This is a genomic window from Paraburkholderia sp. SIMBA_054, from assembly GCF_046534875.1.
Lineage (GTDB): Bacteria > Pseudomonadota > Gammaproteobacteria > Burkholderiales > Burkholderiaceae > Paraburkholderia > Paraburkholderia hospita.
Map to the genome: position 1 here is coordinate 120,055 of NZ_JAWRXV010000022.1, position 25,670 is coordinate 145,724.

The 25,670-nt window shown below is 61.2% G+C and carries 24 protein-coding genes; 13 read left to right on the plus strand and 11 right to left on the minus strand.

Features of this window, described 5'->3' with window-relative positions:
• Positions 1-79: 79 nt before the first annotated feature.
• A complete protein-coding gene (locus SB822_RS25955; protein ID WP_007584608.1) occupies positions 80-937 on the plus strand; it encodes a LysR family transcriptional regulator in 858 nt (285 codons plus the stop codon).
• Positions 938-967: 30 nt separating this feature from the next.
• On the opposite strand, the gene SB822_RS25960 is transcribed toward SB822_RS25955, so the two are convergent.
• Positions 968-1,822: a hypothetical protein gene (locus tag SB822_RS25960; RefSeq protein WP_410855949.1), complete on the minus strand. Its 855-nt coding sequence runs from the start codon at positions 1,820-1,822 to the stop codon at positions 968-970.
• 175 nt (positions 1,823-1,997) lie between these two features.
• Between SB822_RS25960 and SB822_RS25965 the strand changes: the two genes are divergently transcribed.
• Together SB822_RS25965 and SB822_RS25970 are read left to right on the plus strand one after the other, a co-directional pair.
• Positions 1,998-2,528 (plus strand): helix-turn-helix domain-containing protein, encoded by a 531-nt coding sequence (locus SB822_RS25965; protein WP_079491312.1) that lies wholly within the window; start codon positions 1,998-2,000, stop codon positions 2,526-2,528.
• Positions 2,528-2,938, plus strand: a complete 411-nt coding sequence (locus SB822_RS25970; protein ID WP_007584612.1) for a VOC family protein — start codon at positions 2,528-2,530, stop codon at positions 2,936-2,938. Before SB822_RS25965 ends, SB822_RS25970 begins: the two co-directional genes overlap by 1 nt.
• 129 nt (positions 2,939-3,067) lie before the next feature.
• On the opposite strand, the gene SB822_RS25975 is transcribed toward SB822_RS25970, so the two are convergent.
• Positions 3,068-4,063 (minus strand): aldo/keto reductase, encoded by a 996-nt coding sequence (locus tag SB822_RS25975; protein WP_410855950.1) that lies wholly within the window; start codon positions 4,061-4,063, stop codon positions 3,068-3,070.
• 288 nt (positions 4,064-4,351) lie between these two features.
• Between SB822_RS25975 and SB822_RS25980 the strand changes: the two genes are divergently transcribed.
• From SB822_RS25980 to SB822_RS25990, 3 genes are read left to right on the plus strand one after another with little or no spacing between them, the layout of a single operon-like run.
• Positions 4,352-4,762 carry a response regulator transcription factor gene (locus SB822_RS25980; protein ID WP_007584616.1) on the plus strand — a complete coding sequence of 137 codons (411 nt, stop codon included), beginning with the start codon at positions 4,352-4,354 and terminating at the stop codon, positions 4,760-4,762.
• Positions 4,759-6,963 (plus strand): PAS domain S-box protein, encoded by a 2,205-nt coding sequence (locus SB822_RS25985; RefSeq protein ID WP_410855951.1) that lies wholly within the window; start codon positions 4,759-4,761, stop codon positions 6,961-6,963. The genes SB822_RS25980 and SB822_RS25985 overlap by 4 nt, the downstream gene beginning before the upstream one ends.
• 6 nt (positions 6,964-6,969) lie before the next feature.
• Positions 6,970-8,442 (plus strand): PLP-dependent aminotransferase family protein, encoded by a 1,473-nt coding sequence (locus SB822_RS25990; protein ID WP_410855952.1) that lies wholly within the window; start codon positions 6,970-6,972, stop codon positions 8,440-8,442.
• Positions 8,443-8,575: 133 nt separating this feature from the next.
• On the opposite strand, the gene SB822_RS25995 is transcribed toward SB822_RS25990, so the two are convergent.
• A complete protein-coding gene (locus SB822_RS25995; RefSeq protein ID WP_007584622.1) occupies positions 8,576-8,875 on the minus strand; it encodes a hypothetical protein in 300 nt (99 codons plus the stop codon).
• Between the two features lie 452 nt (positions 8,876-9,327).
• Here SB822_RS25995 and SB822_RS26000 point away from each other — a divergent pair, with 452 nt between their 5' ends.
• The 3 genes from SB822_RS26000 to SB822_RS26010 are packed head-to-tail and all read left to right on the plus strand — an operon-like array spanning position 9,328 to position 12,000.
• Positions 9,328-10,839: an efflux transporter outer membrane subunit gene (locus SB822_RS26000; protein WP_410855953.1), complete on the plus strand. Its 1,512-nt coding sequence runs from the start codon at positions 9,328-9,330 to the stop codon at positions 10,837-10,839.
• Between the two features lie 42 nt (positions 10,840-10,881).
• Positions 10,882-11,082, plus strand: coding sequence for a DUF1656 domain-containing protein (locus SB822_RS26005; RefSeq protein WP_007584626.1), 201 nt, complete (start codon positions 10,882-10,884; stop codon positions 11,080-11,082).
• 18 nt (positions 11,083-11,100) lie between these two features.
• Positions 11,101-12,000 (plus strand): efflux RND transporter periplasmic adaptor subunit, encoded by a 900-nt coding sequence (locus SB822_RS26010; protein WP_410855954.1) that lies wholly within the window; start codon positions 11,101-11,103, stop codon positions 11,998-12,000.
• A 2-nt stretch (positions 12,001-12,002) separates the two neighbouring features.
• On the opposite strand, the gene SB822_RS26015 is transcribed toward SB822_RS26010, so the two are convergent.
• Positions 12,003-12,257, minus strand: a complete 255-nt coding sequence (locus SB822_RS26015; protein ID WP_410855955.1) for a hypothetical protein — start codon at positions 12,255-12,257, stop codon at positions 12,003-12,005.
• A 307-nt stretch (positions 12,258-12,564) separates the two neighbouring features.
• Between SB822_RS26015 and SB822_RS26020 the strand changes: the two genes are divergently transcribed.
• The gene (locus SB822_RS26020) at positions 12,565-14,718 is read left to right on the plus strand and encodes an FUSC family protein (RefSeq protein ID WP_410855956.1); all 2,154 of its coding nucleotides are present in this window, start codon (positions 12,565-12,567) and stop codon (positions 14,716-14,718) included.
• Between the two features lie 20 nt (positions 14,719-14,738).
• Here SB822_RS26020 and SB822_RS26025 read toward each other — a convergent pair whose 3' ends face one another.
• The 6 genes from SB822_RS26025 to SB822_RS26050 form a co-directional block, all read right to left on the minus strand.
• Positions 14,739-15,671 carry a LysR family transcriptional regulator gene (locus tag SB822_RS26025; RefSeq protein ID WP_410855957.1) on the minus strand — a complete coding sequence of 311 codons (933 nt, stop codon included), beginning with the start codon at positions 15,669-15,671 and terminating at the stop codon, positions 14,739-14,741.
• A gap of 161 nt (positions 15,672-15,832) precedes the next feature.
• Complete coding sequence (gene glp / locus SB822_RS26030) at positions 15,833-17,083, minus strand: gephyrin-like molybdotransferase Glp (protein ID WP_410855958.1); 1,251 nt, start codon at positions 17,081-17,083, stop codon at positions 15,833-15,835.
• Positions 17,084-17,094: 11 nt separating this feature from the next.
• Positions 17,095-17,916: a formate dehydrogenase accessory sulfurtransferase FdhD gene (fdhD, locus tag SB822_RS26035; protein WP_410855959.1), complete on the minus strand. Its 822-nt coding sequence runs from the start codon at positions 17,914-17,916 to the stop codon at positions 17,095-17,097.
• 163 nt (positions 17,917-18,079) lie between these two features.
• A complete protein-coding gene (gene cydB, locus SB822_RS26040; protein ID WP_007584637.1) occupies positions 18,080-19,066 on the minus strand; it encodes a cytochrome d ubiquinol oxidase subunit II in 987 nt (328 codons plus the stop codon).
• A 22-nt stretch (positions 19,067-19,088) separates the two neighbouring features.
• Entirely contained in the window at positions 19,089-20,483 is a 1,395-nt protein-coding gene (locus SB822_RS26045; protein WP_079494484.1) for a cytochrome ubiquinol oxidase subunit I, read from the minus strand.
• 80 nt (positions 20,484-20,563) lie between these two features.
• Positions 20,564-22,891, minus strand: coding sequence for an FdhF/YdeP family oxidoreductase (locus SB822_RS26050; RefSeq protein WP_410855960.1), 2,328 nt, complete (start codon positions 22,889-22,891; stop codon positions 20,564-20,566).
• A gap of 304 nt (positions 22,892-23,195) precedes the next feature.
• Here SB822_RS26050 and SB822_RS26055 point away from each other — a divergent pair, with 304 nt between their 5' ends.
• A complete protein-coding gene (locus SB822_RS26055; protein WP_410855961.1) occupies positions 23,196-23,501 on the plus strand; it encodes a helix-turn-helix domain-containing protein in 306 nt (101 codons plus the stop codon).
• Positions 23,502-23,580: 79 nt separating this feature from the next.
• Here SB822_RS26055 and SB822_RS26060 read toward each other — a convergent pair whose 3' ends face one another.
• Positions 23,581-23,904, minus strand: coding sequence for a DUF4148 domain-containing protein (locus SB822_RS26060; RefSeq protein WP_007740763.1), 324 nt, complete (start codon positions 23,902-23,904; stop codon positions 23,581-23,583).
• 244 nt (positions 23,905-24,148) lie between these two features.
• Between SB822_RS26060 and SB822_RS26065 the strand changes: the two genes are divergently transcribed.
• Both SB822_RS26065 and SB822_RS26070 read left to right on the plus strand, forming a co-directional pair.
• Positions 24,149-25,084 (plus strand): LysR family transcriptional regulator, encoded by a 936-nt coding sequence (locus SB822_RS26065; RefSeq protein WP_410855962.1) that lies wholly within the window; start codon positions 24,149-24,151, stop codon positions 25,082-25,084.
• Positions 25,085-25,190: 106 nt separating this feature from the next.
• Positions 25,191-25,649, plus strand: coding sequence for a phosphate-starvation-inducible protein PsiE (locus SB822_RS26070; protein ID WP_007584646.1), 459 nt, complete (start codon positions 25,191-25,193; stop codon positions 25,647-25,649).
• Positions 25,650-25,670 lie beyond the last annotated feature (21 nt).

The following is a 25,670-nucleotide window of genomic DNA, read 5'->3' on the forward strand; positions in this document are numbered from 1 at the left end:
AATAGCTTGCAGTCTAGGCGGCTCTCTGGTTTTATAGAATCGAATAGTTCTAATGTGAGATAGAAGAGGATCTAATACCTTGAGTCTTTCTCTTGAGATCGATCTGTTGCGGTCGTTTGCCGTGATAGCCGAGGTGCGGGCGCTCAGCCGCGCGGCCAGCCGCGTCGGCCGGACGCAGTCCGCGTTGAGCCAGCAGATGAAGCGGCTCGAAGAAATCGTCGATCAGCCGCTCTTTCAGCGCACCGGCCGGGGCGTGGTGCTGACGAATCCCGGCGAGCGTCTGCTGATTCACGCGCAACGCATCTTGCGGCTGCATGACGAGGCGATGGCCGATCTGTCCGGCAAGGGGCTGTCGGGAACGATCCGCTTCGGCTGTCCGGACGATTACGCCGCTGTGTTTTTGCCGCCGTTGTTGCGGCAGTTTTCGAGCCAGCATCCGCATGCGCTGGTCGAAGTAGTGTGCGGGCCTACGCCACGATTGCTGGAACGACTGGAAAAGCGCGAGGTGGACCTCGCGATGATTTCGTTACCCGAAGGCGGTGCGCACGACGACATCATTCGACGCGAACAACTTGTCTGGATTGGTTATCCGGGGCTGGATTCGGCGGATTTCGATCCGTTGCCGCTGGCGCTCTCCGACCCGGACACGCTCGATCACATCGCCGCCCGCGAAGCGCTGCAACGCACGGGCAGGGCTTACCGCATCGCGTATGCGAGCAGCAGTCTTGCGGGTCTCACTGCGCTGGTTCGGTCGGGGCAGGCGTTCGCCGTCATGACGCAGACGGCGGTTCCCGCGGATCTAAGCGTGCTCAATGCGGATGCCGGGCTTCCGGCATTGCCTGCCATCGGTGTTTCGCTGAAGTTCGCGAGGGCGCGTCCGTCGCTGTTGACGGCGGCGTTTGCGGAGCACATCCGGTTGCTGCTGCCGATGCTGTGATGGGCGGCGCGCTGTATTTCGCCCGTCCGCCTACTCCTCGTCATCCATCCGCTTGAGCGTAGTCGAGTACTGCTCGTAACCGGGCTTCTTCGTGGCAACGCCGTTCTCGTCGAGATTGACGGGATCGATTCCCGTCAGATGCGAAGCAATACGCGTATGCCCATTTTCGGCCACGTTGTAGAGCAGATGACCGCTGTCTTCCACAGGTTCACTGTCGCCTTTCTTCATGTTGTAAAAGCGATAAGGATGATTGGTTCGATACGTGAAGTTCTCGACCGGCCCGCTCTTGACCGGCTTGCCGGGCTTGCTGGGCGGATTGTGGTCGGTGGCCACGAGCCGGTGATCGACGCCATTGATCTTGCCTGACGGCGACGTATCGAAGTGGCCGGTTTCGTTGCGAAACTTCAACTCGTCGCGCAGGGTGGCTTTGTCTTTGTCGGAAAGAACCGCCACCGTGCTGTTCGCCAAACGGGGGTTTTCGGTGAGCCGCTGTTTCGCTTTTGTCTTCGCTTCTTCGTCGCTCGTGGCGAGATGCCTGTCGTCGAAGTCCTCGCTGACAAAGTCGCTCAACGACGTCTGGCTATCGAAATAGCGCCCCTTCGGCGAGCTTGCGCGCGAATCCGATGTCGAGAAGCTCGTGCGGCGAAAGGATGCTGAACTGCCGGCATCCGATTCGTCGCCTGACGTTTCGGCATCGCTCGACGATGAACCCTCGGACGAGATCGAACTGGTACTGCCTCTGCGTGCGAGCAACGGACTGAATTGCGACGGCGGCGCGGACCGTCGAGTCTGATTGTCGCGCGCCGCTTTATCGTCTTTCGTGCCGGTATGCGTTGCGGGCAGCGATGCCTGTTGTCCCGTTCCTGTCACTCGACTCTTGAACATGCCGACCTCTCTTTCCAAAGTAACAGCGACGTGCTGCCTTGATTGGATAGTCTTCGATTCGAAGCGATGACAGGCGCGTCGACGCGAACGGCAGCGGCATTCCGCGAAGCAAGCGCCGCTTTGCGGGTGCTGGCGTTCGGCCTAAACTAGCCTTTCGTTCCCCGTTCCCGAACCCATGCCAGCTTGCCACGACCACGACGCGCACTCGTCGGCCGAACCGGTCGATGATCCATTGCAAGATCCGGCTTTGCTGCGCCGCCTGCTACGCGCCAAAGACCACATGGACGCAGCCTCGCACGAGGCCTGGCCCGTCGAGCGCCTCGCCGGGATCAGCGGTGTTTCCACGGCCCATTTCGCTCGCTGTTTCAAACGCGCCTTCGGCGTTCCGCCGCACCGATACCTGCTGACACGGCGCATCGAACAGGCCACGACGCTGCTGCGCGACACTGAACTCGCCATTACGGAAATTGCCTTCGCCACCGGCTGGGAGAGCCTCGGCACGTTTGGTCGCACGTTTCGCGACGTGACGGGCCGAAGCCCCAGCGCGATGCGCGTCGAGGCGCGCGCCAACGGGTACCAGCTGGCTCGCGTGCCGGCCTGCATTCTGAAGGCCGCGCAGCGGCCGGACCTCACCACAGCAGTTTTGGAGAAGCGTCGGCGTAAGGCCAAAGGTACATTTCGGCAACCAATCGAGGAGGTGTCGTGATGAACCAGGGAATCAACGTAGTGGGCCTGTATGTCGACGATCAGGACGAAGCACTCGCGTTCTATGTCGACAAGCTGGGATTTCGCGTCCACACGGACGTGCGCAACGGCGCGTATCGGTGGCTCACGGTGCAGCATCCGGAACAGCCTTCGTTTCAACTCGGCCTGTTCACGCCTGGCCCGCCCGTGCATGACGAGGCCACGGCTCAGACTTTGCGCGCGATGGTCGCAAAGGGCGCCATGCCGCCCCTCGTGCTCTCGGTGGCGGACTGTCGCGCGAGCTATGCGCAACTGAAAGCGCGGGGCGTCGAATTCATCCAGGAGCCGGTAGAACGCTTCGGCAGCGTCGATGCGGGTTTCCGCGACCCCGCCGGCAACGGCTGGAAAATGATCCAGGCCCCCGCGACTTAGCGAGATCACGCGCGCCACGCTGGCGCCAGACGCCAGGTGTTCGCGGGCATGAACTACCACTGGTAAGCATGCATCGAACTCGCTCGCGAAGCAGCGGCGCACGCCGCCGTTCCGCGAGCGAGAAGACGCCTACTGAAAGCCCACCACGTCGTGCGGCACATACGGCGCTTCGAGCGACGCCAGTTCATCCGCAGTGAGCTTCACACCGAGCGCCGCAATCGCATCATCCAGATGCTGCGCCTTCGACGCGCCGATGATCGGCGCGCTCACGCCCGCCTTGCCGATCACCCACGCCAATGCCACCTGCGCACGCGGAATGCCGCGCGCCTGCGCGATCTTCGCGACCGCTTCGATCACGCGACGATCCGCGTCCGCCGTCTTGTCGTAAAGGCTGTTGCCGAACGAGTCGGATTGCTGGCGTTCGGTGGTCTCGTCCCAGTCGCGCGTCAGACGGCCGCGCGCGAGCGGGCTCCACGGAATCACGCCGATCCCTTCGTCCGCGCACAGCGGCAGCATCTCGCGCTCTTCCTCGCGATACAGCAGGTTCAGGTGGTTCTGCATCGTCACGAAACGCGTCCAGCCATTTCGCTCCGCCACGTGCAGCGCCTTCGCGAACTGCCATGCGAACATCGACGACGCACCGATGTAGCGCGCCTTGCCCGCCTTCACGACGTCGTGCAGCGCCTCCAGCGTTTCTTCGATCGGCGTGGCGTAATCCCAGCGGTGGATCTGGTACAGGTCGACGTAATCGGTGCCAAGACGCGACAGGCTCGCGTCGATCGACTGGAAAATCGCCTTGCGCGACAGGCCCGATCCATTCGGCTTCTTCGCGTCGGCGCGGTTGCCCATCGGAAAGAACACTTTGGTCGCGAGCACGATTTCGTCGCGGCGCGCGAATTCCTTCAACGCGCGGCCGACAATTTCTTCCGACGTGCCGTCCGAATACGTGTTCGCGGTGTCGAAGAAATTGATGCCCGCTTCCAGCGCCTGGCGGATCAGCGGACGGCTTGCGTCCTCGTTCAGCGTCCACCGGTGCGGGCCTCGCTCGGGTACGCCGTACGTCATGCAACCCAGGCAGAGCGGGGAGATATCGAGTCCGGTGCGGCCCAGTTTCACATAGTCCATCTCATCCTCCGTGCGGTTCGGCATTCGATTATGTCGCAATTCGACGAAAGCCCGCTTCCGCCACGCCTCGCAGGCTGACTGAAAAGATTGCTGCGCGTGCGTTGCGTGCCGTGCGAATAGAGAAATACCGGGTGGAACGAGGGATCCACGCGTCCCCCGGCTCCGATAATCGGTTCCATGCAGGCTGTCGATCACGACAGCGACGATCTATCCAGTCGCGCGCTGCAGGCCATCAACCGTTGACGGGCCATCGAGCGCGCGGCGCTTCATTGTTGAAGGGCCCGTGCCGTGTGCAACAACCCGATTGTCTCCATCATCGACGACGATGAGTCCGTGCGCGTCGCGACCTCCAGCCTCGTTCGGTCTCTTGGCTGGAAGGCCCGGCTCTATGCGTCGGCGGAGCAGTTCATGGCGTCGGGCAACCTCGGCGACGTGACCTGCATCATTTCAGATGTGCAGATGCCGGGCATTTCCGGCATCGACATGTACCGGCAGCTCGTAGGACGCGGTGTGCTGACGCCGATCATTTTCATCTCCGCGTTCGCATCGGAGAAAACCCGCCGGCTGGCTTTCGACGCGGGCGCCGTCTGCATGCTCAGCAAGCCCGTTGACGTGACCGATGTGACACGCTGCCTCGAATCGGTGCGAACGCACGCATCCCGCGCCTCTGCGGCGCAGCCGCCGGCGGGAGCGCGATGATCTTGGATGCGTTGCCTATCCTGTCTGCAGGCCGCGTCCGGGGCACGCGCGCGCTCTATCCGGCGGCCGCTGCGATTGCAGCGGCCGTGTTCGTCATCGACGCATTCACGATGATCGATATCGCCGTCGCCGTGCTGTACGCGACGGTAGTGTTGCTGGTCGCCTCGGCAGGTTCCCGCGCGACGACGGCCAACGTCGCATGGGGTTGCGTCGCGTTGACGCTGCTGGGATTCATGCTGTCTCACGACGGGCACTACTCGGATGGCTCGGTGGCTCGCTGCGTGGTCAGTCTGCTCGCCATCGCGACCACGTCGATGCTGGCGCTGCGAAACCAGGCGAGCAACGACATGCTGCGCAAGCAGCTCGAAATGCTCGACCTCACGCACGACGCGATCATCGTCTACGACATGGACGACCGCGTCACGTTCTGGAACCAGGGCGCGGAGCGGCTGTACGGCTGGACGGCGCAACAGGCGATGGGCCAGCCGCTGCACGAACTCACGCAAACGCGGGCATCGACGATGCCCATCGACGAGATTCGCCGCGAGACCTTGCTTCACGGCGGCTGGCACGGCGAGCTGGAGCGCATACGAAACGACGGCGCGACGGTTTACATCTCCAGCCGCTGCACGCTGTGGCGCGACGACAGGGGCAAGCCGCTCGCAATCCTCGCCACCAGCAACGACGTTACCGCGCGCAAACAGATGGAAGCGGAGTTGCAGCGCCAGCAGGACGAACTGCGCGCGACGATCGACGCGATTCCCGGCATGGTCTGGAGTTCGTCGCGCGACGGCTGCCCCGATTACATGAACCGTCGCTGGAACGAGTACGGCGTGGAGCTTGCCGACGACATTCGCGATATCTGGCAGTCGATCGTGCATTCCGACGACCTTCCCGCGATGCAGGCCGCGTGGGCCGAAGCCGTCGCCACGGGCAGCGCGCTCGACACGACCGCGCGCATCAGGCGCAAGGACGGCGTGTACCGCTGGATGCACATTGGCGCGGAGCCGCTGCGCGACGCGAATGGGGAAATCGTGCGCTGGTACGGCGTGAATACCGATATCGAAGAGCACAAGCAGACGCAGCAGGCGCTCGAACGCAGTGAGGCGTTCCTGTCGGACGCGCAGCGCCTGAGCTGCACGGGCAGCATCGCCACGCGCGTGCCGGAGTGCGACATGTGGTGGTCGGATGAGACGTATCGCATCTTCGATATACCCCGTCACGTGACGCCCACCATCGAGCTGATCGCCGCGCGTACTCATCCCGACGATATCGACGTCGTGAAGCGCACGCATGAACGGGCGCTGGAAGGTGAGTCGCACATCGACAGCGAATTCCGGTTGCTGCTGACGGATGGCTCGGTCAAGCATGTCCATTACGTCGCGCATCTGTCGGCGCCCGCTTCCGGAAAGGTCGAGTATGTCGGCGCGTTGATGGACGTGACGGACCGCGTGACCGCGCAGGAAGCATTGGACCGCTCGACGGCCGAGCTCGCGCATGTCACGCGCGTGACGATGCTGGGCGAAATGGCGGCGTCGATCGCGCACGAGGTCACGCAGCCGCTCGCGGCGATCGTCACGGCAGGCGACGCGGCGGCGCGCTGGCTCAACCGGCCGCGCCCGGATCTCGACGAGGTTGGGCTGTCGATCGGCCACATGACGCGCGACGCGAAACGCGCCACCGACATCATCCGGCAGATACGCGCGATGGCGCAGAAGCGCGATCCGAGTCCCATGCCGCTCGATCTGAATGCGCTCGCGCGAGAGGCGATCGAACTGTTGCGGCGTGAACTGGAAGCGCACGCAATCGAAGTCGAGACAGGCAATCTGCAGCATGTTCTGCGCGTGTCCGTCGACCGTGTGCAGATCCAGCAGGTCGTCATCAACCTGATGATGAACGCGGTGCAGGCGATGTCGGCGGTGAAGAACCGCGCGCGCCGGCTGAAGATCGTCACGCACAAGGTCGATGACGGGCATGCGCAATTGCGCGTCGAAGACTCGGGCACGGGCATCAGCGAAGAGAACAGCCGGCGTCTGTTCAGCCCGTTCTTCACGACGAGGAAGGAGGGCATGGGCATCGGGCTGTCGATCTGCCGTTCGATTGTCGAAGCGCATGGCGGGCGCATCTGGGCCGAGTCGCAGGAAGGAGAAGGCACGACGATGCAATTCATCCTGCCGCTGGACGTGCATTTTGCTGGATGACAGACTGTGAAGCTATATGAAAAGCTGGCCGACGCTATCGGCGATCAGATCCAGCGCGGCGTGCTGCTGCCCGGTGATCGCATTCCTTCCGTCCGCCAGACTAGCCAGAATCATCACTTGAGCATTACGACGGTGATTCGGGCGTACCTGTTGCTCGAAAGCCGCGGGATGATCGAGAGCCGGCCGCAATCCGGCTACTTCGTGCGCGTCCGCAGCGTCGCGGGGACAAAGCCAGCGACACTTCAGGCCGCCACCCCGGATGCGAGCCCGGAGCCTTCGCAGATCGACATCAGCGGTCTGGTGCTGTCCACGCTGCAGTCGATTGGCGTCGATGGCGCTGTGCCGCTTGGCTCGCCGTATCCCGATACCGCGCTGTTTCCGCTGCAGCGGATCAACCGCTACGCGCATGCGATTGCGCGTCAACAGACGTTCTGGGGCGTGCCGTCCGAATTGCCGCCCGGCAAGCCCGAACTGATCCGGCAGATCGCGCGCCGTTATCTGGAGAACGGCGCAGCCGTCGATCCCGATGAGATCGTCGTCACGCTCGGCGCGACGGAAGCAATCAATCTCTGCCTTCAGGCGGTGGCGCGGCCCGGCGACGCCATTGCTGTCGAGTCGCCCACGTTCTACGCGATATCGCACATCATCGAGCGGATGGGCATGCGCGTGGTAGAAGTGCCGACCGATCAGAAAGCGGGCATCGACGTGAGCGCGCTTGCAAAGCTGATTGAATCGAAGCAGGTCGATACATGCCTGCTGATGCCGAACTTTCACAATCCGCTTGGCTATCAGATGCCCGACGAGCGCAAGCGTGAACTCGTCGAACTGACGAATCGACATCATGTCCCGGTGATCGAGAATGCCGTCTATAACGAGCTATATTTCGGCGACGCACCGCCGGGCACCTTGAAAAGCTACGACACGGAGGGACTGGTATTGCAGTGTGCGTCGTTCTCGAAGAGCTTGACGCCTGCATTGCGTATCGGCTGGGTACTGGCGGGACGCTATCGCGCGAATATCGAGAGGCTGAAGCTGCTCAATACGCTTACCACGCCTTCCAGCGCGCAACTCGCGATTGCCGAGTTTCTGGAGAACGACAGTTACGACCATCATTTGCGACGCGTCAGGCGCACGCTGATGCAGCATGCCAGTCTGATGCGCAGCGCCGTCGAACGATTCTTTCCTGGAGGCACGAAGATGACGAACCCGGCAGGCGGCTATCTGCTATGGGTAGAGCTGCCGCACTCGACCGATTCGATGCGCTTATACAAAAGCGCGCTCGACAACGGCATCACGATCGGACCGGGTTGCATGTTTTCGAGGTCGGGGAATTTCGGCGACGCGTTTCGCCTGAACTATAGCTATGCATGGACGCCCGAAATCGAAGGCGCAGTCGTCACGCTCGGCAAACTGGCGTCGCGATATGCGGCGCTTGAACGCAAAGAGGAAGGCGAGGAACGGGACCTGGCGATTCGCTGAACGCGTTGATCAGCGTTAATCAGTGCAATGGCGAAGAGAAGATAAAGGATGCAGGTCAGCGGCAGCTTCAAAGAGAAGCGAACCGCTGATGTAAAGGGAAATTCATGTCCAACGCAAGACCGCGCATGGACGATCAGCTGCCGAAGTAGATGTTGCAGTAGCTGACGGGGCCGACACACGAATTAGCGCCCGTATTGTGCTTGTGGAACAGACCACCCGAGCCGGTTTGCGACGTGCCCGAAGCAACACCGCCGTACGACGTTGCGCCCGTATCACCACCTTGAGCCGTCGTGGCAGCCGGGCCACGTTCCGAAGCAGGCGCGCCAGCGATCGGGTTGTAGTAAGGAGCCGGACCGAAGCCGCTTGCGAAGACGGGAGCCGATACGAAAGCGGTAGCGGCGAGAAGGGCGGCGGCGACAAGTTTGGTTTTCATGGCTGGTACCTCCAGAAACAGTTTAGGGATCGAAAATTCGTTGAACGGATGTGCGTCAACGTTGAAACCAGTCTATAAGGCGAAGCCGAAGAGAATAAGGCCTCTGGTGGGAACGCTTACTTGCCGGATTCGTGAGTAATCCGCAAACCGAAATGCCATGTTGTCGAATCCGCGCATCTGGGCCGGTCGATATCGACGAAATCGAGCAAATCTCCTTACCGGATCGCCCCCTTATTCGTGTTTGCGCGCGCTCTTAGACTTTCGCCTTCGATCGACGGGCACGGCGTGTCCTTACTGTCAGCGTGCATTTCGAATGCGCACGGAAGGATTCCGAAAGTGAGCGGGCGCGATAGCCCGTATCGTGTTTCGTGTCTGACCTGGCAAAAACATAAACGCCATTCGTCGGGTTTCTTTGGAGAGGTTGAACTGTGTTGGCGCCAATATGGAAACGAGTGGCCATCGCTACGGTTCTCGGCGCTTCGTTGACATTAGTCGGATGCGCGAGCACAGGTGGCATCCACGCTCAGGCAAAGCATCTCGATCCCGCGTCGCTCGATGCGGGCAATGCGATACGTGCGGCCGATACCGACGCGCAATGGCCCGCATCGGACTGGTGGACCGCGTATGGCGATCCGCAGCTGAATGCATGGATTGCGATGGCCGTGAGCGGCAGTCCGTCGTTGGCGGCGGCACAGGCGCGCATTCGCGAAGCGCAATCGATGACGGGCATTGCCCGTTCGGCGATGGCACCGCAGGTGAACGGCACGATGTCCGTGCAGCGTCACGGCTGGCCCGACAACGTGTTCTATGGACCGGGGCCGCTCGCGGATGCGACCACCTGGGACAACACGGCCGCGCTGCAGTTTTCGTATCACCTCGATGTGTGGGGCAAGGACCAGAACAACACGCTGAAGGCGCTCGACTTCGCGCACGCGACTGCGGCGGATGAACGAGCGGCGCAGCTCGAACTCGAAGCGAATGTCGTGCGGACGTATGTCGACCTGTCGCTGAACTATCAGTTGCTCGATATCGCCAATGCCACGCTCGATCAACAGAAGAAGATCGCGGACATTGCGGTGCGGCGTTTCAACGGCGGGCTCGGCACGGAACTCGAAGTCACGCAGGCGCAGACGCCTATTCCCGACTACGAGCGGCGCGTGGATGCCGTCGAAGAATCGATTGCGTTGAACAAGAACCGGCTTGCCGCGCTGGCGGGAAAAGGGCCGGGCGCAGGCGACGCGTTGACGCGCCCGAGTCTGTCGATGAACACACCAATCGGTCTGCCCTCGACGCTCCCCGCCGACCTGATCGGGCATCGCCCCGACGTCGTTGCAGCAAGATGGACGGTAGCGGCGCAGGCGCGCGGCATCGACGTGGCGAAAGCTGAGTTCTATCCGGACATCAATCTGCTCGCATCGGTGGGCGGTTATGCTGCGGCCGGTCCGCTATTCCAGTTCTTCAAATCGATGAGCGGCAGTTGGACAGCAGGCCCGGCACTATCGCTGCCGATCTTCAACGGCGGCCGCTTGCGCTCGCAATTGGGCGCGGCCTCGGCGAGCTACGACGAAGCTGTCGACGGGTACAACCAGACTATCGTCAACGCGCTCAAGGAAATCTCCGACGAAGTCGTGCACATGCGTTCGCTACAGACGCAACAGGACGACGCGGAGCGTTCCGTATCGATTGCGCAGAAGAACTATGACCTCGCGAAAAAGGGCTTCACGCGCGGCCTGACCGATTACGTCAACGTACTGATCGCGCAGACGCAGTTGTTGAACGCGCAGGAAAGCGTCGCGAAGGTTCAGGCGGCACGCCTCGACAATCGCGCGTCGCTCGTGGTCGCGTTGGGCGGCGGGCTGGTGCAACCTTCAGACGGCCCGTCGTCCGATCAGACCGCGCCGAAGGCGAGTCTTCATCCATTTGGACTGGGCGAAAAGCCCGCTGCGCCTGGACTGAGCCAATGACGCGCTTCGAACTTCATTCAAGCTCCACACGGAGAACCCGCCATGCCGCGTGAAATTGCATTCTTCGACACCTATATGCCGAGCCTGATCCTGATCTGCGTCGGCGGCGCGGGTTTGACGTGGCTGCTCGATCGCGCGCTCGCCTATGTGTCGATTTACAAGTTCGTGTGGCATCCGGCGCTCTTTCGCGCGAGTCTGCTCGTGATGGTCTGCGGCGGCCTGAGTCTGTTTGTGTACCGGTGACGAGAACAAGAGGACGAAATGAAAGGCAAGCAAATCGTAGGGGCGCTCGCGACGACGCTGTTCGTTCTGATCGCTGCCGTGGTGGGACGCACGCTATGGGTGCACTACATGTACGCACCGTGGACGCGCGACGGGCGCGTGCATGCCGAGATCGTGACCGTTGCGCCTGACGTGTCGGGCATCATCGTCGGCTTGCCGGTTCATGACAATCAGTACGTCAGGAAAGGCGACCTGCTGATGCAGATCGATCCGTCGCACTACCAGATCGCCGTTCAGCAGGCAGAAGCCACGGTTGCCGCCCGCAAGGCGGAACTGGCGCTAAGACGCGACAACGCGCAACGACGCGCGGCGCTCGATAACGAAGTGGTATCGACGGAAACGAAGGAAGACTCGCAGCACACGGCAGACGCCGCGCAAGCCGCTTACGAAGAAGCCGTCGCCGCGCTCGATGCCGCGAAGCTCAATCTGTCGAGAACACGGGTCGTGTCTCCCGTCGACGGCTACGTGACGAACCTGACGACATGGCAAGGCGACTACGCGACCATCTCGACGGCGAAGCTCGCCGTGGTCGACGCGCATTCGTTCTGGGTGTACGGGTACTTCGAAGAAACCAAGCTGCCGCACGTGAAAGTCGGCGACAAGGCCGAAATGCGGCTGCTGAGTGGCGGCGTGCTGCAAGGGCATGTAGAGAGCCTTGCGCGCGGCATCTACGATCAGGACAACCCCGAGAGCAAGGAACTGATTGCGAACGTCGATCCCGTGTTCAACTGGGTGCGACTGGCGCAGCGCGTGCCCGTGCGGATCAAGATCGATTCGGTGCCCGATGGAGTCGAACTTGCAGCGGGAACGACCTGCACCGTCGTCGTCAAGAGCGACGACAAGACGCGGCCGCTTTCATTACACGGCGCGACTTTGTGACATCAGGATTCCGTCTGGAGAATCTCCTGCCCGAAACGCGTGATGCGTACCGACGTGTCCCGTCTTCCGCATGACTCCAGTTCGACGGCTTCCGCGTCGGCGAGGCCGAAGATGAATCGGGTGGCGAGTTCGAGCGGCAAACCCGTTTGCTCGGCAATGGCTTTCGTGGTGACGAGCTTGCCCTGGGGATCGGTTGCTTGCGCGATCACGCGCAGCAGATTCAGCAGGGTTTCTTCAGTGTATGTGTCGTGTTCCATATGACGTCGCGATGTGTAGCGGGCAGCCGGATGAAAGGGGCTGCCTCATGTCCACACAATACCGGCGTGCGCGGCGCACGGGATGCACAGTTGCACCGAGTCCCACAGGGGACAGTTGAAACCCGCAGGTAGCGGGCGTTATCGAAAATTCCGTTCGCGCAGGGCAGCGGGGGCGGAATCGAACGTTCAAGATAGTGTCGACTCTCTCCATCGACCCTGATGGATTCGCCCAAGCCCCTGCGGCTTGGGTATTTTTTTAGTCGCTGCAAGGCGAGCATCCCAGGCAACATCGAAGAAAGGCTTTTCCATGGAAATGACGGTCTCGCGAGTCGAGCGCGCCTGGCTCAGATCGATCCGCATGCACGTGTCGCATTGGGCCGCGACGAACGGCTTGATCTGGCTGCATCTGGCGAAGACATTGACGGCCGCGTTCCTCGCGATGGGCATCGCCATGAAGCTGGAGATCCCCGCGCCGCGAACCGCGATGGCAACCGTCTTCGTGCTGATGCAGCCGCTCAGCGGCATGGTGTTGTCGAAGAGCTTCTACCGCGTGCTGGGCACGGCGGCGGGCGCCATCGCCGCCGTCGCGCTCGGTGCGCTGTTTCCGCAGCAGGCGTCGTTGTACGTCGCCGGCATGAGCCTGTGGGTTGCGCTGTGCACGGCGGCGGCGCTGCGCTACCGGAGTTTCCAGTGGTATGCGTTCGTGCTCGCCGGATACACGGCTGCGCTGATCGGCATTCCGACGGTGCTCAATCCCGATGGTCTCTTTATCGCTGCGCTGAATCGCGCGGCCGAAGTGCTTCTCGGCATTCTGTGCTCGGGCCTTGTCAGCGCGATTGTGTTTCCGCAATGGTCGGGTACGCGGCTCAAGCATATGCGGCGCGAACGCTTCGGCAATTTCTCGAGCTTTGCCGCGCGGTCGCTGAGCGAAGAGATCGACGCGGCCGTTTTCCGGACCCAATACGGCGAATTCGTCGATAGCGTGGTGGGCTTCGAAACGACGCGCGCCTTCGCCTCGTTCGAAGACCCGGACATCCGCGCAAGAACGAAACGGCTCGCGCGGCTCAATAGCGACTTCATGGATCTCTGCACGCGGCTGCATGCGTTGCATCGTTTCATGACGCGAATCGGCGCGTCGGACCGGCATCGCATCGTCGATGTCCTCAGGCCGTTTTGTGAAGAACTGGCGCACGCGATTGCCGTGCATCACGATCCTGCGCTGGTGGACGATGTCTACGTCGGTGAAAAAGCGGCCAATGCCGCGGCGTTTCGCAATACGCTATCGAGTCAGGCACGCGCGGCATTGAACGACACCGGCGAACTGCTGAACGACGAAGAGCAACTCGACTTCGATACGGCCATCGAATTGCTCGACGCCTTTGCATCGGGCTATGTGCGGTATGCGCAAACCTATGTGTCGCTTGCCTACCAGCGGCATGCACTCGAAGATACTGAAGTGAAGTACGTGGTCAAGACGAACCGCTACGTGGTCCTGCTCACGTTCGTCACGGCGGCCGTGATACTCGGAACGATTGGCGCTTTCTGGCTGTCGAGTGATTGGCCGAGCGGCGGATACGCGATCATTGGCGCGGCGGCGACTGCGGCACTCAGCTCGAATTCTCCGACGCCAGCGAAGTTCTGCATGCAGATGGCAGGCGGCGCCGTCATGGCCACGGCGATGGGCTATGTCGCGCTTGGCTTTCTGTATCCGAACATCACGGGTTTTCCGCTGCTGTGCTTCGTCCTCGCGCCGGTGCTGGGCTTTGGCGCATTTCTCGCCACGCGTCCGAAGCTGACGGGCTGCGGCGTGAGCTTCTGCATCTTCTTCTGCGTGCTGGCTGGGCCCGATAACGTGATCCATTACATGCCGCAGCAGTTATTGAACAATGGGCTTGCAATTACGATATCGATGCTGGCCTGTGCGCTCGCCTTCGCTGTGGTGTTTCCCGTCGAAATTCCGTGGCGGCTTGCTGCATTGACACGTGATCTGCGCGGACAGGTTCGATTGACGTGCACGGAGTCTCTCGAAGGCCTGAACGAAGTCTTCCAGTCGAGCACGCACGACATGACGGCGCAACTTCGGGCGCTTTCGCCGCAACATCCGAAGGGCTACGACGACGCATTGCTATGGATGCTGGCCGTGCTCGAAATCGGCCATGCCGCAATCGATCTGAGAACGGGCAACCGGGAAGCGCATTTCGTTTCGATCATACGTCCCGACTGGCAGGCGTTGACGGACAAGACCATGAACGGTCTCGCACGGCTGTTCGACGATCCGTCGCAGTCGAATCTCGCGCAATGCATTGCGGCGATCGACGCGCAAATCAGCGTGACGTGCCGCATGATCGACGAACTATATGGCGCGACGCAGAAGATCCAGCAGGTGCGGCGTATGCGAGCGTGTCTGCGTTTCATGCGCAGCACGCTCGTCGATACGGAAGCGCCGTTTCACTTCGGCTAGAGCGGGGCAGGGGCGGACAATCAGGTCGAGCAGAGACTCTCGATAACGGGCTGCTGTAGCGCGGCCTCATCGCGTGTGATCAGCTCGGAGACGTAATCGCGAACGAAGGATACCCACGTCTTCGTGCGCGCATCGACGAATTTGCCCGCGGGATACAGCACGTAGATGTTCATTTTCTGCAGCGAGTACTGCGGCAGCACGCGCACGAGGCTACCGTCTTTCAACGCGGGAACGGCCGCATAGGAAGGCAGTGCGCCGATTCCCATGCTGTTGCGTATCGCGACGATCAGCGATTCGGCAATATTGGCCTGCAACAGGCTGTCGACGTGCACGACTTCCGTGTCGCCGGACTTCTCGAACATCCATTCGCAGGTTGGAAATCCAGGCATGCTGAGCGTCAGGCAATCGTGCATCGCGAGTTCGGAGGGCGCATTCGGCAATCCGCGCGCGCGAACATATTCCGGCGAAGCGCACAGCACGTTGCGCGTAGAACCGAGCGTGTGCGAAATCATCTCCGAGTCGGACAGCGACGACGCCGGAAAAATAGCGACGTCCGCGCCCATTGCATACAACGCAGGCGTACTTTGCGTCAGCGTCAACTCCACGCGCACGTCGGGATAGATCGAGCGGTACTTCGAGATCGCGGGAAGAATGTAGTGCTGGCCAATGCTCGCGTAGCTGACGATGCGCAGCGTCCCGGCCGGACGTTGATGCGCTTCGCTCACGGCTTCTTCGGCGCTCGCGATGTCGGACAGAATCCGCTTGCAGCGCTCCAGATACACCTGCCCGGCAGGCGTCAGCGCGAGACTGCGCGTGGAACGCGTCAGCAGCCGGACGCGCAGGTGCGTCTCCAGTTCGGTGACTGCACGCGACATGGCGCTAGGCGCCGCATCGAAGGTCAAAGCGGCAGCCGTGAAGCTGCCGCTTTCGACAACGCGTGTGAATACGCGCATGTTTTGAATCATGTCCATAAGACTCGGATTTCGATTTTGAGTGATCGGTACGGGCGTGGCACGGGCAATGGCTCGATGGTGCGGCCCTACGTGCGAATCTGCTTGTGTAATCGCACGTCGCCGGTCATGAACATCGCGGCGGGAGAGGGGCGCGCGGCTGGTTACGCGAGCCACGTCCCGAAGTCGTAGTACTCGACAAGCTCGCCGTCGTTCACGGTGCCGCCCGCCCGGATGCGCGCAAGGCCCGTCGCTGCGGCCAGCGTGTTGAGCGATCCCGGGCTTTGCTGATCGAACGGATGCAGTTGTGGTGTGCCGTCGGGCGCGACGCGCAACTCGACTCGTAGGAACTCGTCGCGGTGGCCGGCAACGCGTGTGTGGCCGCTAAACGGAAGCATCTGCGTGCGAGGCAGCGCAGCGCGTCGCCCCTGGAGTTGTCGCAGCATCGGGCTGACCAACAACGCAAACACGACATACGCCGCGCCCGGATTGCCCGGCAAGCAGACCAGTTTCTTGCCCGCCACGGTGCCGACGGAAAAGGGCTTGCCGGGTTTCATGCGTACTTTGCAAACCTCTAGCTCGCCGCCAAGCGAATCGAGCACGGACCGCAACAGGTCTTTCTCTCCCGTCGAAATGACGCCCGCGCTGATGACGACATCGGAATGTGCAAGCAGATGAGCAATGGCGCCGCGCGTTTGCGCGAACTCGTCCTTTGCGTGAAGCCGCGAACTGACGGACGCGCCCATGCCGCGCACCAGTGCCGACAGCATCGGTCCGTTGCTGTCATAGCTCTGCTCGGGCCGCATCGGCTCGCCGACGCGCACGAGTTCATCGCCCGTCGTCAGAATGCCGACGCGCAACTTGCGCTGCACGCGGACCCAATCGATTCCCTGCATTGCGAGCAATCCGACGTGTGCCGCATTCAGCACCGTGCCTTTGGCGATCAGCGTATCGCCGCGCCGTGCGAATTCCCCGCGACGCCGAACATGTTGTCCCGCACGCACGGGCCTGTCGATCTCGATGCGTTCGCCGTCTACGGATACGTGCTCCTGCATCACGACGGTGTCCGCGCCTTCAGGCAGCAGGCTGCCCGTGAAGAGCCGCGTTGCTTTGCCCAGTTGGAGCGGCGCCGGCATCGCGCCGGCGTAATGACGGTCCTGAACGGGAAATGCAGTACTCGCGGCAAAGTCCGCGTAACGAATGGCGTAGCCGTCCATTGCGCTGTTGTCGGCATGCGGCATATCGTGAACGACGATCACGTCGTCGAGCAGCACACGCCCCGCGCATTCTTCGACCGATACCTGCTCGCATAGATCGAGAGAAAAGGTACTGGCGAGTAGCGACTGCTGCACCGAATCGAAGTCAGCGAGCACATCCGGCTTTTCAGCGATGCACGTGTCGGGACTTTGTCTCATTGCATCGGACCTCATGCCGGTTTCAACGCAGACGTTGCGCAATATTCGACGAATCCGTCCCTGCGGCAAAAGCTCACGAGACGCATCTGCGCGTCATGAGCGATGCGTATCGCAAGCGACGTGGGCGCGGAAATCGTCGCGATCATTGGAATATCCAGTCTCGCCGCTTTGCGCACGAGTTCGTAGCTCGCCCTGCTGGACATGAAGACGAAGCCGCATGTCAGATCGACGTCACGCCCTGCGAGCGTGCCGATCAGCTTGTCCAACGCATTGTGCCGGCCGACGTCTTCCATCACAGCCAGTACAGCGCCGTTCAGCGAGCACCATCCAGCAGCGTGCGCACCGCCCGTGCTACGCATCAGGTTCTGCCATTCGGGAAACTCTCTCGCGGCGCGCCCGATCGCCGCCGCACGCACTTCGCGCGCGGCGCTCGAATCGCGGACAGGTTGCGGTTGAAGGTCGAGCAGATCGATGCTTTCGATCCCGCATACACCGCAGCCGGTCCGGCCAGCTAGCGTGCGCCGCGTCTGCTTGATTCGTGCGAACGCTTCCCTGGCGACCGTCATGTCAATCACGACGCTGTCCGCATGACGTTCGACTGCCACGTCGAGGATATCGGCGGCGCGATCGACAAGTCCTTCCGTCAACGAAAACCCCACGGCGAACGCTTCGAGGTCGCATGGCGTGCACATCATCACGGCGTGCGAAATGCCGTTATACACGAGGGAAACGGGCATTTCCTGCACGACGAGATCGTCCGCCGTGCTGACTGCGCTGTCGCGCACGCGGGTCACACGCTGCTGCACCGTACCGTCGCACTCCGTCAGGTCCATATTCTTAATTCCGTTGCAATGCGTGACACTGTTCCCGCCAGTCTACAAAGATGCATAGTGCGATGAAATCACACAAAGGTATGCGGCTTTAAGCCGCGAGTCTGACGCATACGCCGGTGCGCGCATCGAGTGCGGCACCGGCGTTGCGTGGCGGGCGTGAGAATCAGTGCTTGATGGGCACGACCTTGCCGCGGAACAGGTGGTACTGGAACAGGTTGTAGCCGATCATGACCGGGAACACGATGCCGATGCCGAACAGCATAAACACGAGCGTCGTGCCGTCCGACGCAGCGGATGCAATCGACAGCTGTCCAGGCACGATGTACGGGAACAGGCTGATCGCGAGACCCGCGAACGACACGACGAACAACACCATCGACGCAATGAACGGGCTATGTTCGCCGCGCATCCGGATCGCGTAGAGGATATACACGAACGCGGCGGCGGCAAGCACGGCAAGCGCAAGCAGCACGTGGAAAACGCCGACGTCGTCCCAGCGCGTCACCCCAACAGTGGTGATCTTCACGGTGCCCAGCGACACCACGATGGCGGCGATCACCGTTGTGAAGACCGCGTAGGTTGCGTAACGGCGCGAAGCGTCCTCGATGGCGCCCGTCGTCTTCTTGATGAGCCACGTCGCGCCGAGCAGCGAGTAGCCGGACACCACGCCGATCGCCGTGATCGCGATGAAGGCGGCGCTGTCGACGCCCGGGACCAATCCCGTCAACACCTTGCCGAGTACGATGCCCTGGCAGATCGCGGTGAGCAGGCTGCCGATGCCGAACACGGCATCCCAGACCCGCTTGCTGCGATGCGCTGCATGGCGGAACTCGATCGACGCCCCGCGCATGATGAGGCTCGCGATCAGCAGCATCACGGGCACGTACAGCTGGGTGAGCAGCAGCGAGTACGCCGCCGGGAACGCGCCGAACAGCGCGCCGCCGAGTGCGACCAGCCACGTTTCGTTGGCGTCCCATACGTGACCGATCGACTGGATCATGACGTCGCGGTCCGATTCGTCGCGTCGGAACAGCGTGAGGATGCCGACGCCAAGGTCGAATCCGTCCGTCACCACGTAGAAGACGAGCATGAGTCCGATGATGCCGAACCATGCGTTACTGAGTAATTCCTGTGTTGTCACGGCGTTCATTTTTCAGCCTGTCGATAAGAGATCAGTATTCGATTGCCTGTTGCGTCGTGCGCGGCGCGGGTTCGGCGGGCGGCGTCAGCGTCAGGTCGGGGCCATTCTTGAGCCAGCGTCGCGCGAAGACGAAGAACGACGTGATCAGCACCACATAGAACGCCGCGAACATCAGCATGCTGCCGCTGATCGCCGTCGGCGAGATCGCGGACGCGGCGTGCTCGGTGCGCAACAGTCCATACACGACCCACGGCTGGCGACCGACTTCGCGCACGATCCAGCCGCATTCCACCGCGATATACGGCAGCGGAATCGCAAGCACCCACGCGAGGAACAGCTTCTTCTGATCAAGCAGCGCCTGCATATTGCCGCGCGTCTTGCGGAACACATAGATCGTCCAGAATGCGAGCACCATGAACAGGAAGCCAATGCCCGCCATTGCGCGGAATGCGTAATACAGCAGCGGCAGCATCGGCGGCTGGTCGGCAACGGGAATATCCTTCAGGCCTTTAACCTGGCCGTGCAGACTGTGCGTGCCGAGCACACTCAGCATGCCCGGTACTTCGAGCGACCAGTCGTTGCCCTGCTTCGCCTTGTCGGGCCACGCGAGCAGCGACCATGAGGCGCCCGTGCCCGGTGCATTGGTTTCCCAGTGGCCTTCAATGGCCGCACCCTTTGCAGGCTGCGTTTCGAACACGTCGACGCCGCTCGAATCGCCGAGCCAGATCTGCACGGGAGCGATGAACGCGAGCAAAAGCAGCGCAACCTTGAACGAGCGGACGAAGAACTCCGGGTTGCGGCGCTTGAACAGGTAGTACGCGGAGATGCCCGCCACGACGACGAGGCCCGTTTCGAGCGCGGCGAACCACATGTGGGTGACACCCCAGATCATGTCTGGATTGAAAATGGCCTTCATGTAGCTCGTCACGACCAGTTTTCCGTTCTCCACGGCCACACCGGCGGGCGTTTGCATCCACGAGTTCGCGACCATGATCCAGAACGCGGACAGCGTCGAGCCGAGCGCGACCATCGCCGTCGCGAACAGGTGTACGCCTTTGGGCACGCGGCCCCATCCGAGCATCATGATGCCGACGAAGCCCGCTTCGAGCATGAACGCCATCGCGCCTTCGAAGCCGAGGATGTTGCCGAAGAATTGCCCCGTGAAGTTCGAGAACGGGCCCCAGTTGGTGCCGAACTGGAACTCCATCGGAATGCCGCTGACCACGCCGACGGCGAAATTCAGCAGAAGCAGCTTGCTCCAGAAGCGCGCGTGCCGGTACCAGACGACTTCATTCGTCTTGACCCACAGCGTTTCCACTACGAGCAGGAACGCGGAGAGGCTGATCGTGAGAATCGGCCACAGTATGTGAAAGATCGCGGTCATCGCGAACTGGCCGCGTGCGAGGTGTAGGGCTTCCAGAGACATGACGGATACCATTTTCCAGGTTGACGCCGGGCGCGAAGGGGACGCCGCGCCCGGCGCGATACAAAAGTGACGCTGACGGCTCAGAACGGATGCGCGACGGCCGGTTCGGCGGAGTGATGCAGCAACACCGGAATCGACTTCGAGGTCGGCGTATTGCAGACGTCGCCCACGCTATGCAGCGGCACGAGCGGATTGGTCTCCGGGTAGTAAGCCCCAATACAGCCGCGCGGAATGTCGTATTCGACGAGGCGGAACGAATTCGCACGTCGTTCGATGCCGTCATCCCAGACCGTCGTCATGTCGACCCAGTCGCCATTCTTGAATCCCAGCATTTCGATATCGGTGGGATTGATGAAGACCACGCGGCGTTGGCCGAACACGCCGCGATAGCGATCGTCGAGCGCGTAGATGGTGGTGTTGTACTGATCGTGTGAGCGCGTGGTCATCAGCGTCATCAGACGTTCGCCGTGAATCTTTTGCGCGCGCTTGATAGGCGTGTCTTCCTGAACGGCATGGATGACGAAGTTCGCCTTGCCCGTCGACGTCTCCCATTCGAGTTCGCGTGACGCGACGCGCAGATGGAAGCCGCCCGGATGCTTGATGCGTTCGTTGTAGTTGGCGAAGTCGTCGAACACCTTGGCGATGTCGTCACGGATCAGCGAATAGTCGTCCGCAAATGCGAGCCAGTTGACCTTGCTGTCGCCGAGCGTCGCATGCGCGATGTTCGCGACGATGGCCGTCTCGGACATCAAATGCTTCGAAGCGGGCGTATTCATGCCATACGAGATGTGCACCATGCTCATCGAGTCTTCGACCGTCACGCCTTGCGAGACGCCGTTGCGGACGTCGATTTCCGTGCGGCCCATCGTCGGCAGAATGAGGGCGTGCTTGCCGTGCACGAGATGGCTGCGGTTGAGTTTGGTCGTGATGTGAACCGTCAGATCGCAGGCGCGCAGCCCGTCCCATGTGCGGTACGTGTCGGGCGTCGCCATGGCGAAATTGCCGCCCAATCCGATAAAAACCTTCACATGACCTTCGAGCATGCCTTCCACGGTTTCGACCACGTCCAGTCCTTGCCCGCGAGGCGGCTCGAAACTGTAGACCTGTGCAAGGCGGTCGAGGAACTCAGCCGTTGGACGTTCCTCGATACCGACCGTGCGGTTGCCTTGCACGTTCGAATGTCCGCGCACCGGGCAAAGACCCGCACCGAGCCGGCCGATATTGCCCTTCATCATCATCAGGTTCGACAGGATATGAACCGTCTGATGCGAATGCTTGTGCTGGGTAAGGCCCATGCCCCACGTCGCGATGGTGCGCTTGCCGTTCGCATAGATGCGCCCGAGTGCTTCGATGTCTTCGCGCGCGACACCCGATTCGCGTTCGAGCAGTGACCAATCTTCATTGCGCAAGTCTTCGGCGAATGCTTCGAAGCCGAGCGTATGACGCGCGATGAAGTCGAGATCGAGCACGCGTTCCGTGCCGTTTTCGACGGCAATGTCGTCCAGTTCCAGGATGTGTTTTGCGACGCCTTTGATCAGCGCGAAGTCGCCGCCGAGTTTCGGCTGGATGAACAGCGATGCGATTTTCGTGCTGCCCATCGTCAGCATTTCGACGGGGTGCTGCGGGCTCGCGAAGCGTTCCAGTCCGCGCTCGCGCAGCGGATTGACGGACACGATGGTTGCGCCGCGACGCGCGGCTTCGCGCAGTTCGCCGAGCATGCGCGGGTGATTCGTCGCCGGGTTCTGGCCGAAGATGATGATCGTGTCAGCGTGCTCGAAGTCTTCGAGCGTCACAGTCCCCTTGCCGACGCCGACGGTGCCGGGGAGGCCTCGGCTCGTTGCTTCGTGGCACATGTTCGAGCAGTCGGGGAAATTGTTGGTGCCGAACATCCGCACGAACAGTTGATACACGTACGCGGCTTCGTTGCTCGCGCGGCCCGACGTGTAGAACGCGGCTTCGTGCGGCGACGCCAGCTTGTTCAGATGCCCGGCGATCAGTGCGAATGCGTTGTTCCACTCGATCGGCTTGTACGTGTCGGTCATCGGGTCGTACACCATCGGCTCGGTCAACCGGCCATGCTGCTCAAGCTCGTAGTCGGTCTGCTTCATCAGCGCTTCTGTCGTGTTCGCCGCGAAGAAGTCGCGCGTGACGCGCTTGGTCGTCGCTTCGGCGGCAACGGCCTTCACGCCGTTCTCGCAGAACTCGAAGGTGGATGCGTGCTCGCGATCGGGCCATGCACAACCCGGGCAATCGAAACCATCGGGTTGGTTCTGCTTGAAGAGCGTGCGGTAGCTTCCGCCTGCCACCCGCTCCTTGATCAGATTGATGGCGACGTACTTGAGTGCGCCCCAGCCTGCTGCGGGGTGATGATATGGCTCGATACGGCCCTGCTGCTTCGGTTTGTCCATGAGTTCGGCTCCCGTTGACTGTGCTGCGCTGAAGCCTGGAAACAGGTTCTTCATTCACGCATCCGACTGGAGGGAAGAATAAATTCAAATACAGTTGACCGGAGCGCACACATTGACGGGGTGCTGAAGAGTACAGTTGGAAAAGCACAGCCGTACTGCCGTTTTCACTGCGAAATAAGACCGGATAGCGCGCGTTCTTTCGTAAATGCACGCTTCGTTCCTCTGCGCAATGCAGTGCTTCGGAGAAAGTGCGAGCCGCACGTTCGTGACTACAATCGCGCCGTCTTTGTGAACCGTGATGGAGATGGAATTGGATAGCGAAGCCGGACCCGCAAGCATCGAATTCGACCCGGTGTTTATCGATGTGCTCGAACAGCTGTGGACTGCATTCAATGAGGAGCGCGAGGAACCCTGGTCGCTTGCGAAGTTATCGAAGCGTAGCGCGTTGCCGATGAGCACGTTGCGCAGGGCGTTGACCGATCTTGAGTCGGCGGATCTGGTTAGGTTTGAAGTCGCAGACGATGGGCGCGGCTATGCGGCGCTATCCGAAGAAGGCGCGCTGTTGAGCGAAGAGCTGTTTGGGTTTGTGATGTCGAAGCAGTCGCAGTGATTGCGACGCTGGAGGGCGAATTATGGCGTTCGATGTTGCCGGCTAATCCGTCATGAAGATGGAGCAGCCGGCATTGCTTTCAGTGGTGGTCATAGGTTGGGTTGGAAGACGGAGTCAGTGTGTCCGTTGAACGATGGCCCGACTGCGAGTCTCCAGTCGTGGACGGCCCATATCCGCTGTTTTGTGCTTGCTGGTTTTGCGCGGCGACTTTCGCTTCGGCCGCCTGGATCTTGTCGGGGTAGTCCGTGTCGCTGAAGTCCCACGGGTGGTAGCCCGCATTTTCCAACTGCACCAGTTCGGCTTTTACCTGTGCGCGTGTGACGGGTTGGGTGGTCTGCGCGAAAGACGTCAGCGGCATTGCAATCGCTGCGACCAGTGCAGCAGCCTTCAACAAGTTCTTCATGATCTCTACCTCGTGGCTGGGCCGGTAACATCGCGAAGCGTTTGTTCGCGAATCTGAGGTTCAGTCTAGGCGCCCAGCGCGCGGGAATAAACCCGCTCGCCTTGAAATCTGCTTTGCCGAATGTCGTGGAATCCGGTCAGCGCATTACCTCTCGATGGACAAGGCAATCTTGCTGAAATGTCGCGCAATATCGCGAGTGCTTCATGCAAGAATCCGACGCAGATGAACATTGAAGAGCGTCACGATGGATACTTTCGAAAACATGCGCATGTTCATGCGCGTCGTCGAAACAGGGAGCTTTACGGCGGCCGCACGTGATGTCGGAACGACAGTCGGGAATGCATCGAGAGCCGTGAGCGATCTCGAGTTGCGCCTCAGCACCCGCTTGCTGAATCGCACGACACGCCGCATCTCGCCGACGGAAGCAGGCCAGCGATACCTGCAGCAGTGCGTCCACATTCTTGCTAGCGTCGACGCAGCCGAAACAGAAGCGGAAAGCGGTCTGCCGAACCCGTCCGGTAAGTTGAAGATTCATTGCGTCACGGGCTTCGGGCAACACTATGTCGTTCCCGTCATCTCACGTTATCGCGAACGCTTTCCGAATGTGCAGATCGAACTCACGCTGGCTCAGCGAGTGCCCGATCTGATCGAGGAAGGGTATGACGTCTCGCTGGTTCAGGGGGTGGAGCTTGCGGAGTGCGGCTTGTTGTCGCAACGTGTCGGCAGCGCGCACAGCATTCTTTGTGCGTCGCCGGAGTATGTGGAGCGTCACGGTTCGCCGGCCTCGCTTGCCCAGCTGCAACAGCATGCATGCCTCGAATTGCGGTCGCCGCTTGCGCCACAAAGTGAGTGGCATTTCGACGGACCAGATGGCGAAGAATCGGCCGTGCCGGGAAGGATCGTATTCTCCGTCAATCTGGCCGATGCGATGGCAGTGGCATTGTGTCGCGGGATGGGTGTGGGCATTCTGCCGATCGCGGATGCGCTGCCGTATTTGCGCACTGGAAAGCTCGTTCATCTGTTACCCGAGTACAGCACGCAACAGGTTCAGTACTTTGCGATTTATCCACCGCGACACTCGTTCAATACCAGGCTGAAGACGTGGATTCAGTTCTTGCGTGAACAGTTGCCGAATCTCACCGTTGCACAACATGCCTCGACGGAAGATCTGCCGTCGTGACACGTATTCTGTGCTTCACATGAAGCGATGGATGTGTACGTCATTCGGACTAATTGGACGCGATAAGCTCTGTGCCATTGCATGCTGAGATGGCGAGATTGTCGATATGAAAGATTGTCCTGAACAGAATCTGACCGAGAACATACGGCGCCGATTCGATCGCTTCATCAACGTCGTCGAACTTGCGGGCCTGATCCTGATCGGTCTTGCGACCGCGTATGCGATGGCGATCGAAGCCTGGCGAGTGTTGATGGCCGGGCAAGTTTCGCTGACCGATCTGTTGCTGATGTTTCTGTATCTGGAAGTGCTGGCGATGGACGCGCGCTATCTGCGTCTCGGGCAAATGCCCGTTCGCTTTCCACTGTACATCGCGATGGCGTCGCTTGCGCGGGACCTGATACTCCGCGCTGGTGACACGGCTGACCAGCACGTTCTGCTCACCACGTTAGGTATCGCCGTGCTCGCGATCAGCGTGTACATCCTTCGGTATGGCCAGCATCGTTACCCCGCGCGCGATGACGATGGACGTGAGGAATTGCGGCGTCCCGAGCCCGCGAACAAATAGAGCACGATCTGACGCGCACGA

Coding starts and splice junctions, on each gene's coding strand:
- SB822_RS25960 (WP_410855949.1), bottom strand. CDS start 1,822: ATGTTCAAGAGTCGAGTGACAGGAACGGGACAACAGGCATCGCTGCCC.
- SB822_RS25965 (WP_079491312.1), top strand. CDS start 1,998: ATGCCAGCTTGCCACGACCACGACGCGCACTCGTCGGCCGAACCGGTC.
- SB822_RS25970 (WP_007584612.1), top strand. CDS start 2,528: ATGAACCAGGGAATCAACGTAGTGGGCCTGTATGTCGACGATCAGGAC.
- SB822_RS25975 (WP_410855950.1), bottom strand. CDS start 4,063: ATGGACTATGTGAAACTGGGCCGCACCGGACTCGATATCTCCCCGCTC.
- SB822_RS25985 (WP_410855951.1), top strand. CDS start 4,759: ATGATCTTGGATGCGTTGCCTATCCTGTCTGCAGGCCGCGTCCGGGGC.
- SB822_RS25995 (WP_007584622.1), bottom strand. CDS start 8,875: ATGAAAACCAAACTTGTCGCCGCCGCCCTTCTCGCCGCTACCGCTTTC.
- SB822_RS26005 (WP_007584626.1), top strand. CDS start 10,882: ATGCCGCGTGAAATTGCATTCTTCGACACCTATATGCCGAGCCTGATC.
- SB822_RS26010 (WP_410855954.1), top strand. CDS start 11,101: ATGAAAGGCAAGCAAATCGTAGGGGCGCTCGCGACGACGCTGTTCGTT.
- SB822_RS26015 (WP_410855955.1), bottom strand. CDS start 12,257: ATGGAACACGACACATACACTGAAGAAACCCTGCTGAATCTGCTGCGC.
- SB822_RS26020 (WP_410855956.1), top strand. CDS start 12,565: ATGGAAATGACGGTCTCGCGAGTCGAGCGCGCCTGGCTCAGATCGATC.
- SB822_RS26025 (WP_410855957.1), bottom strand. CDS start 15,671: ATGCGCGTATTCACACGCGTTGTCGAAAGCGGCAGCTTCACGGCTGCC.
- glp (WP_410855958.1), bottom strand. CDS start 17,083: ATGAGACAAAGTCCCGACACGTGCATCGCTGAAAAGCCGGATGTGCTC.
- fdhD (WP_410855959.1), bottom strand. CDS start 17,916: ATGGACCTGACGGAGTGCGACGGTACGGTGCAGCAGCGTGTGACCCGC.
- cydB (WP_007584637.1), bottom strand. CDS start 19,066: ATGAACGCCGTGACAACACAGGAATTACTCAGTAACGCATGGTTCGGC.
- SB822_RS26045 (WP_079494484.1), bottom strand. CDS start 20,483: ATGTCTCTGGAAGCCCTACACCTCGCACGCGGCCAGTTCGCGATGACC.
- SB822_RS26050 (WP_410855960.1), bottom strand. CDS start 22,891: ATGGACAAACCGAAGCAGCAGGGCCGTATCGAGCCATATCATCACCCC.
- SB822_RS26055 (WP_410855961.1), top strand. CDS start 23,196: ATGGAATTGGATAGCGAAGCCGGACCCGCAAGCATCGAATTCGACCCG.
- SB822_RS26060 (WP_007740763.1), bottom strand. CDS start 23,904: ATGAAGAACTTGTTGAAGGCTGCTGCACTGGTCGCAGCGATTGCAATG.
- SB822_RS26065 (WP_410855962.1), top strand. CDS start 24,149: ATGGATACTTTCGAAAACATGCGCATGTTCATGCGCGTCGTCGAAACA.
- SB822_RS26070 (WP_007584646.1), top strand. CDS start 25,191: ATGAAAGATTGTCCTGAACAGAATCTGACCGAGAACATACGGCGCCGA.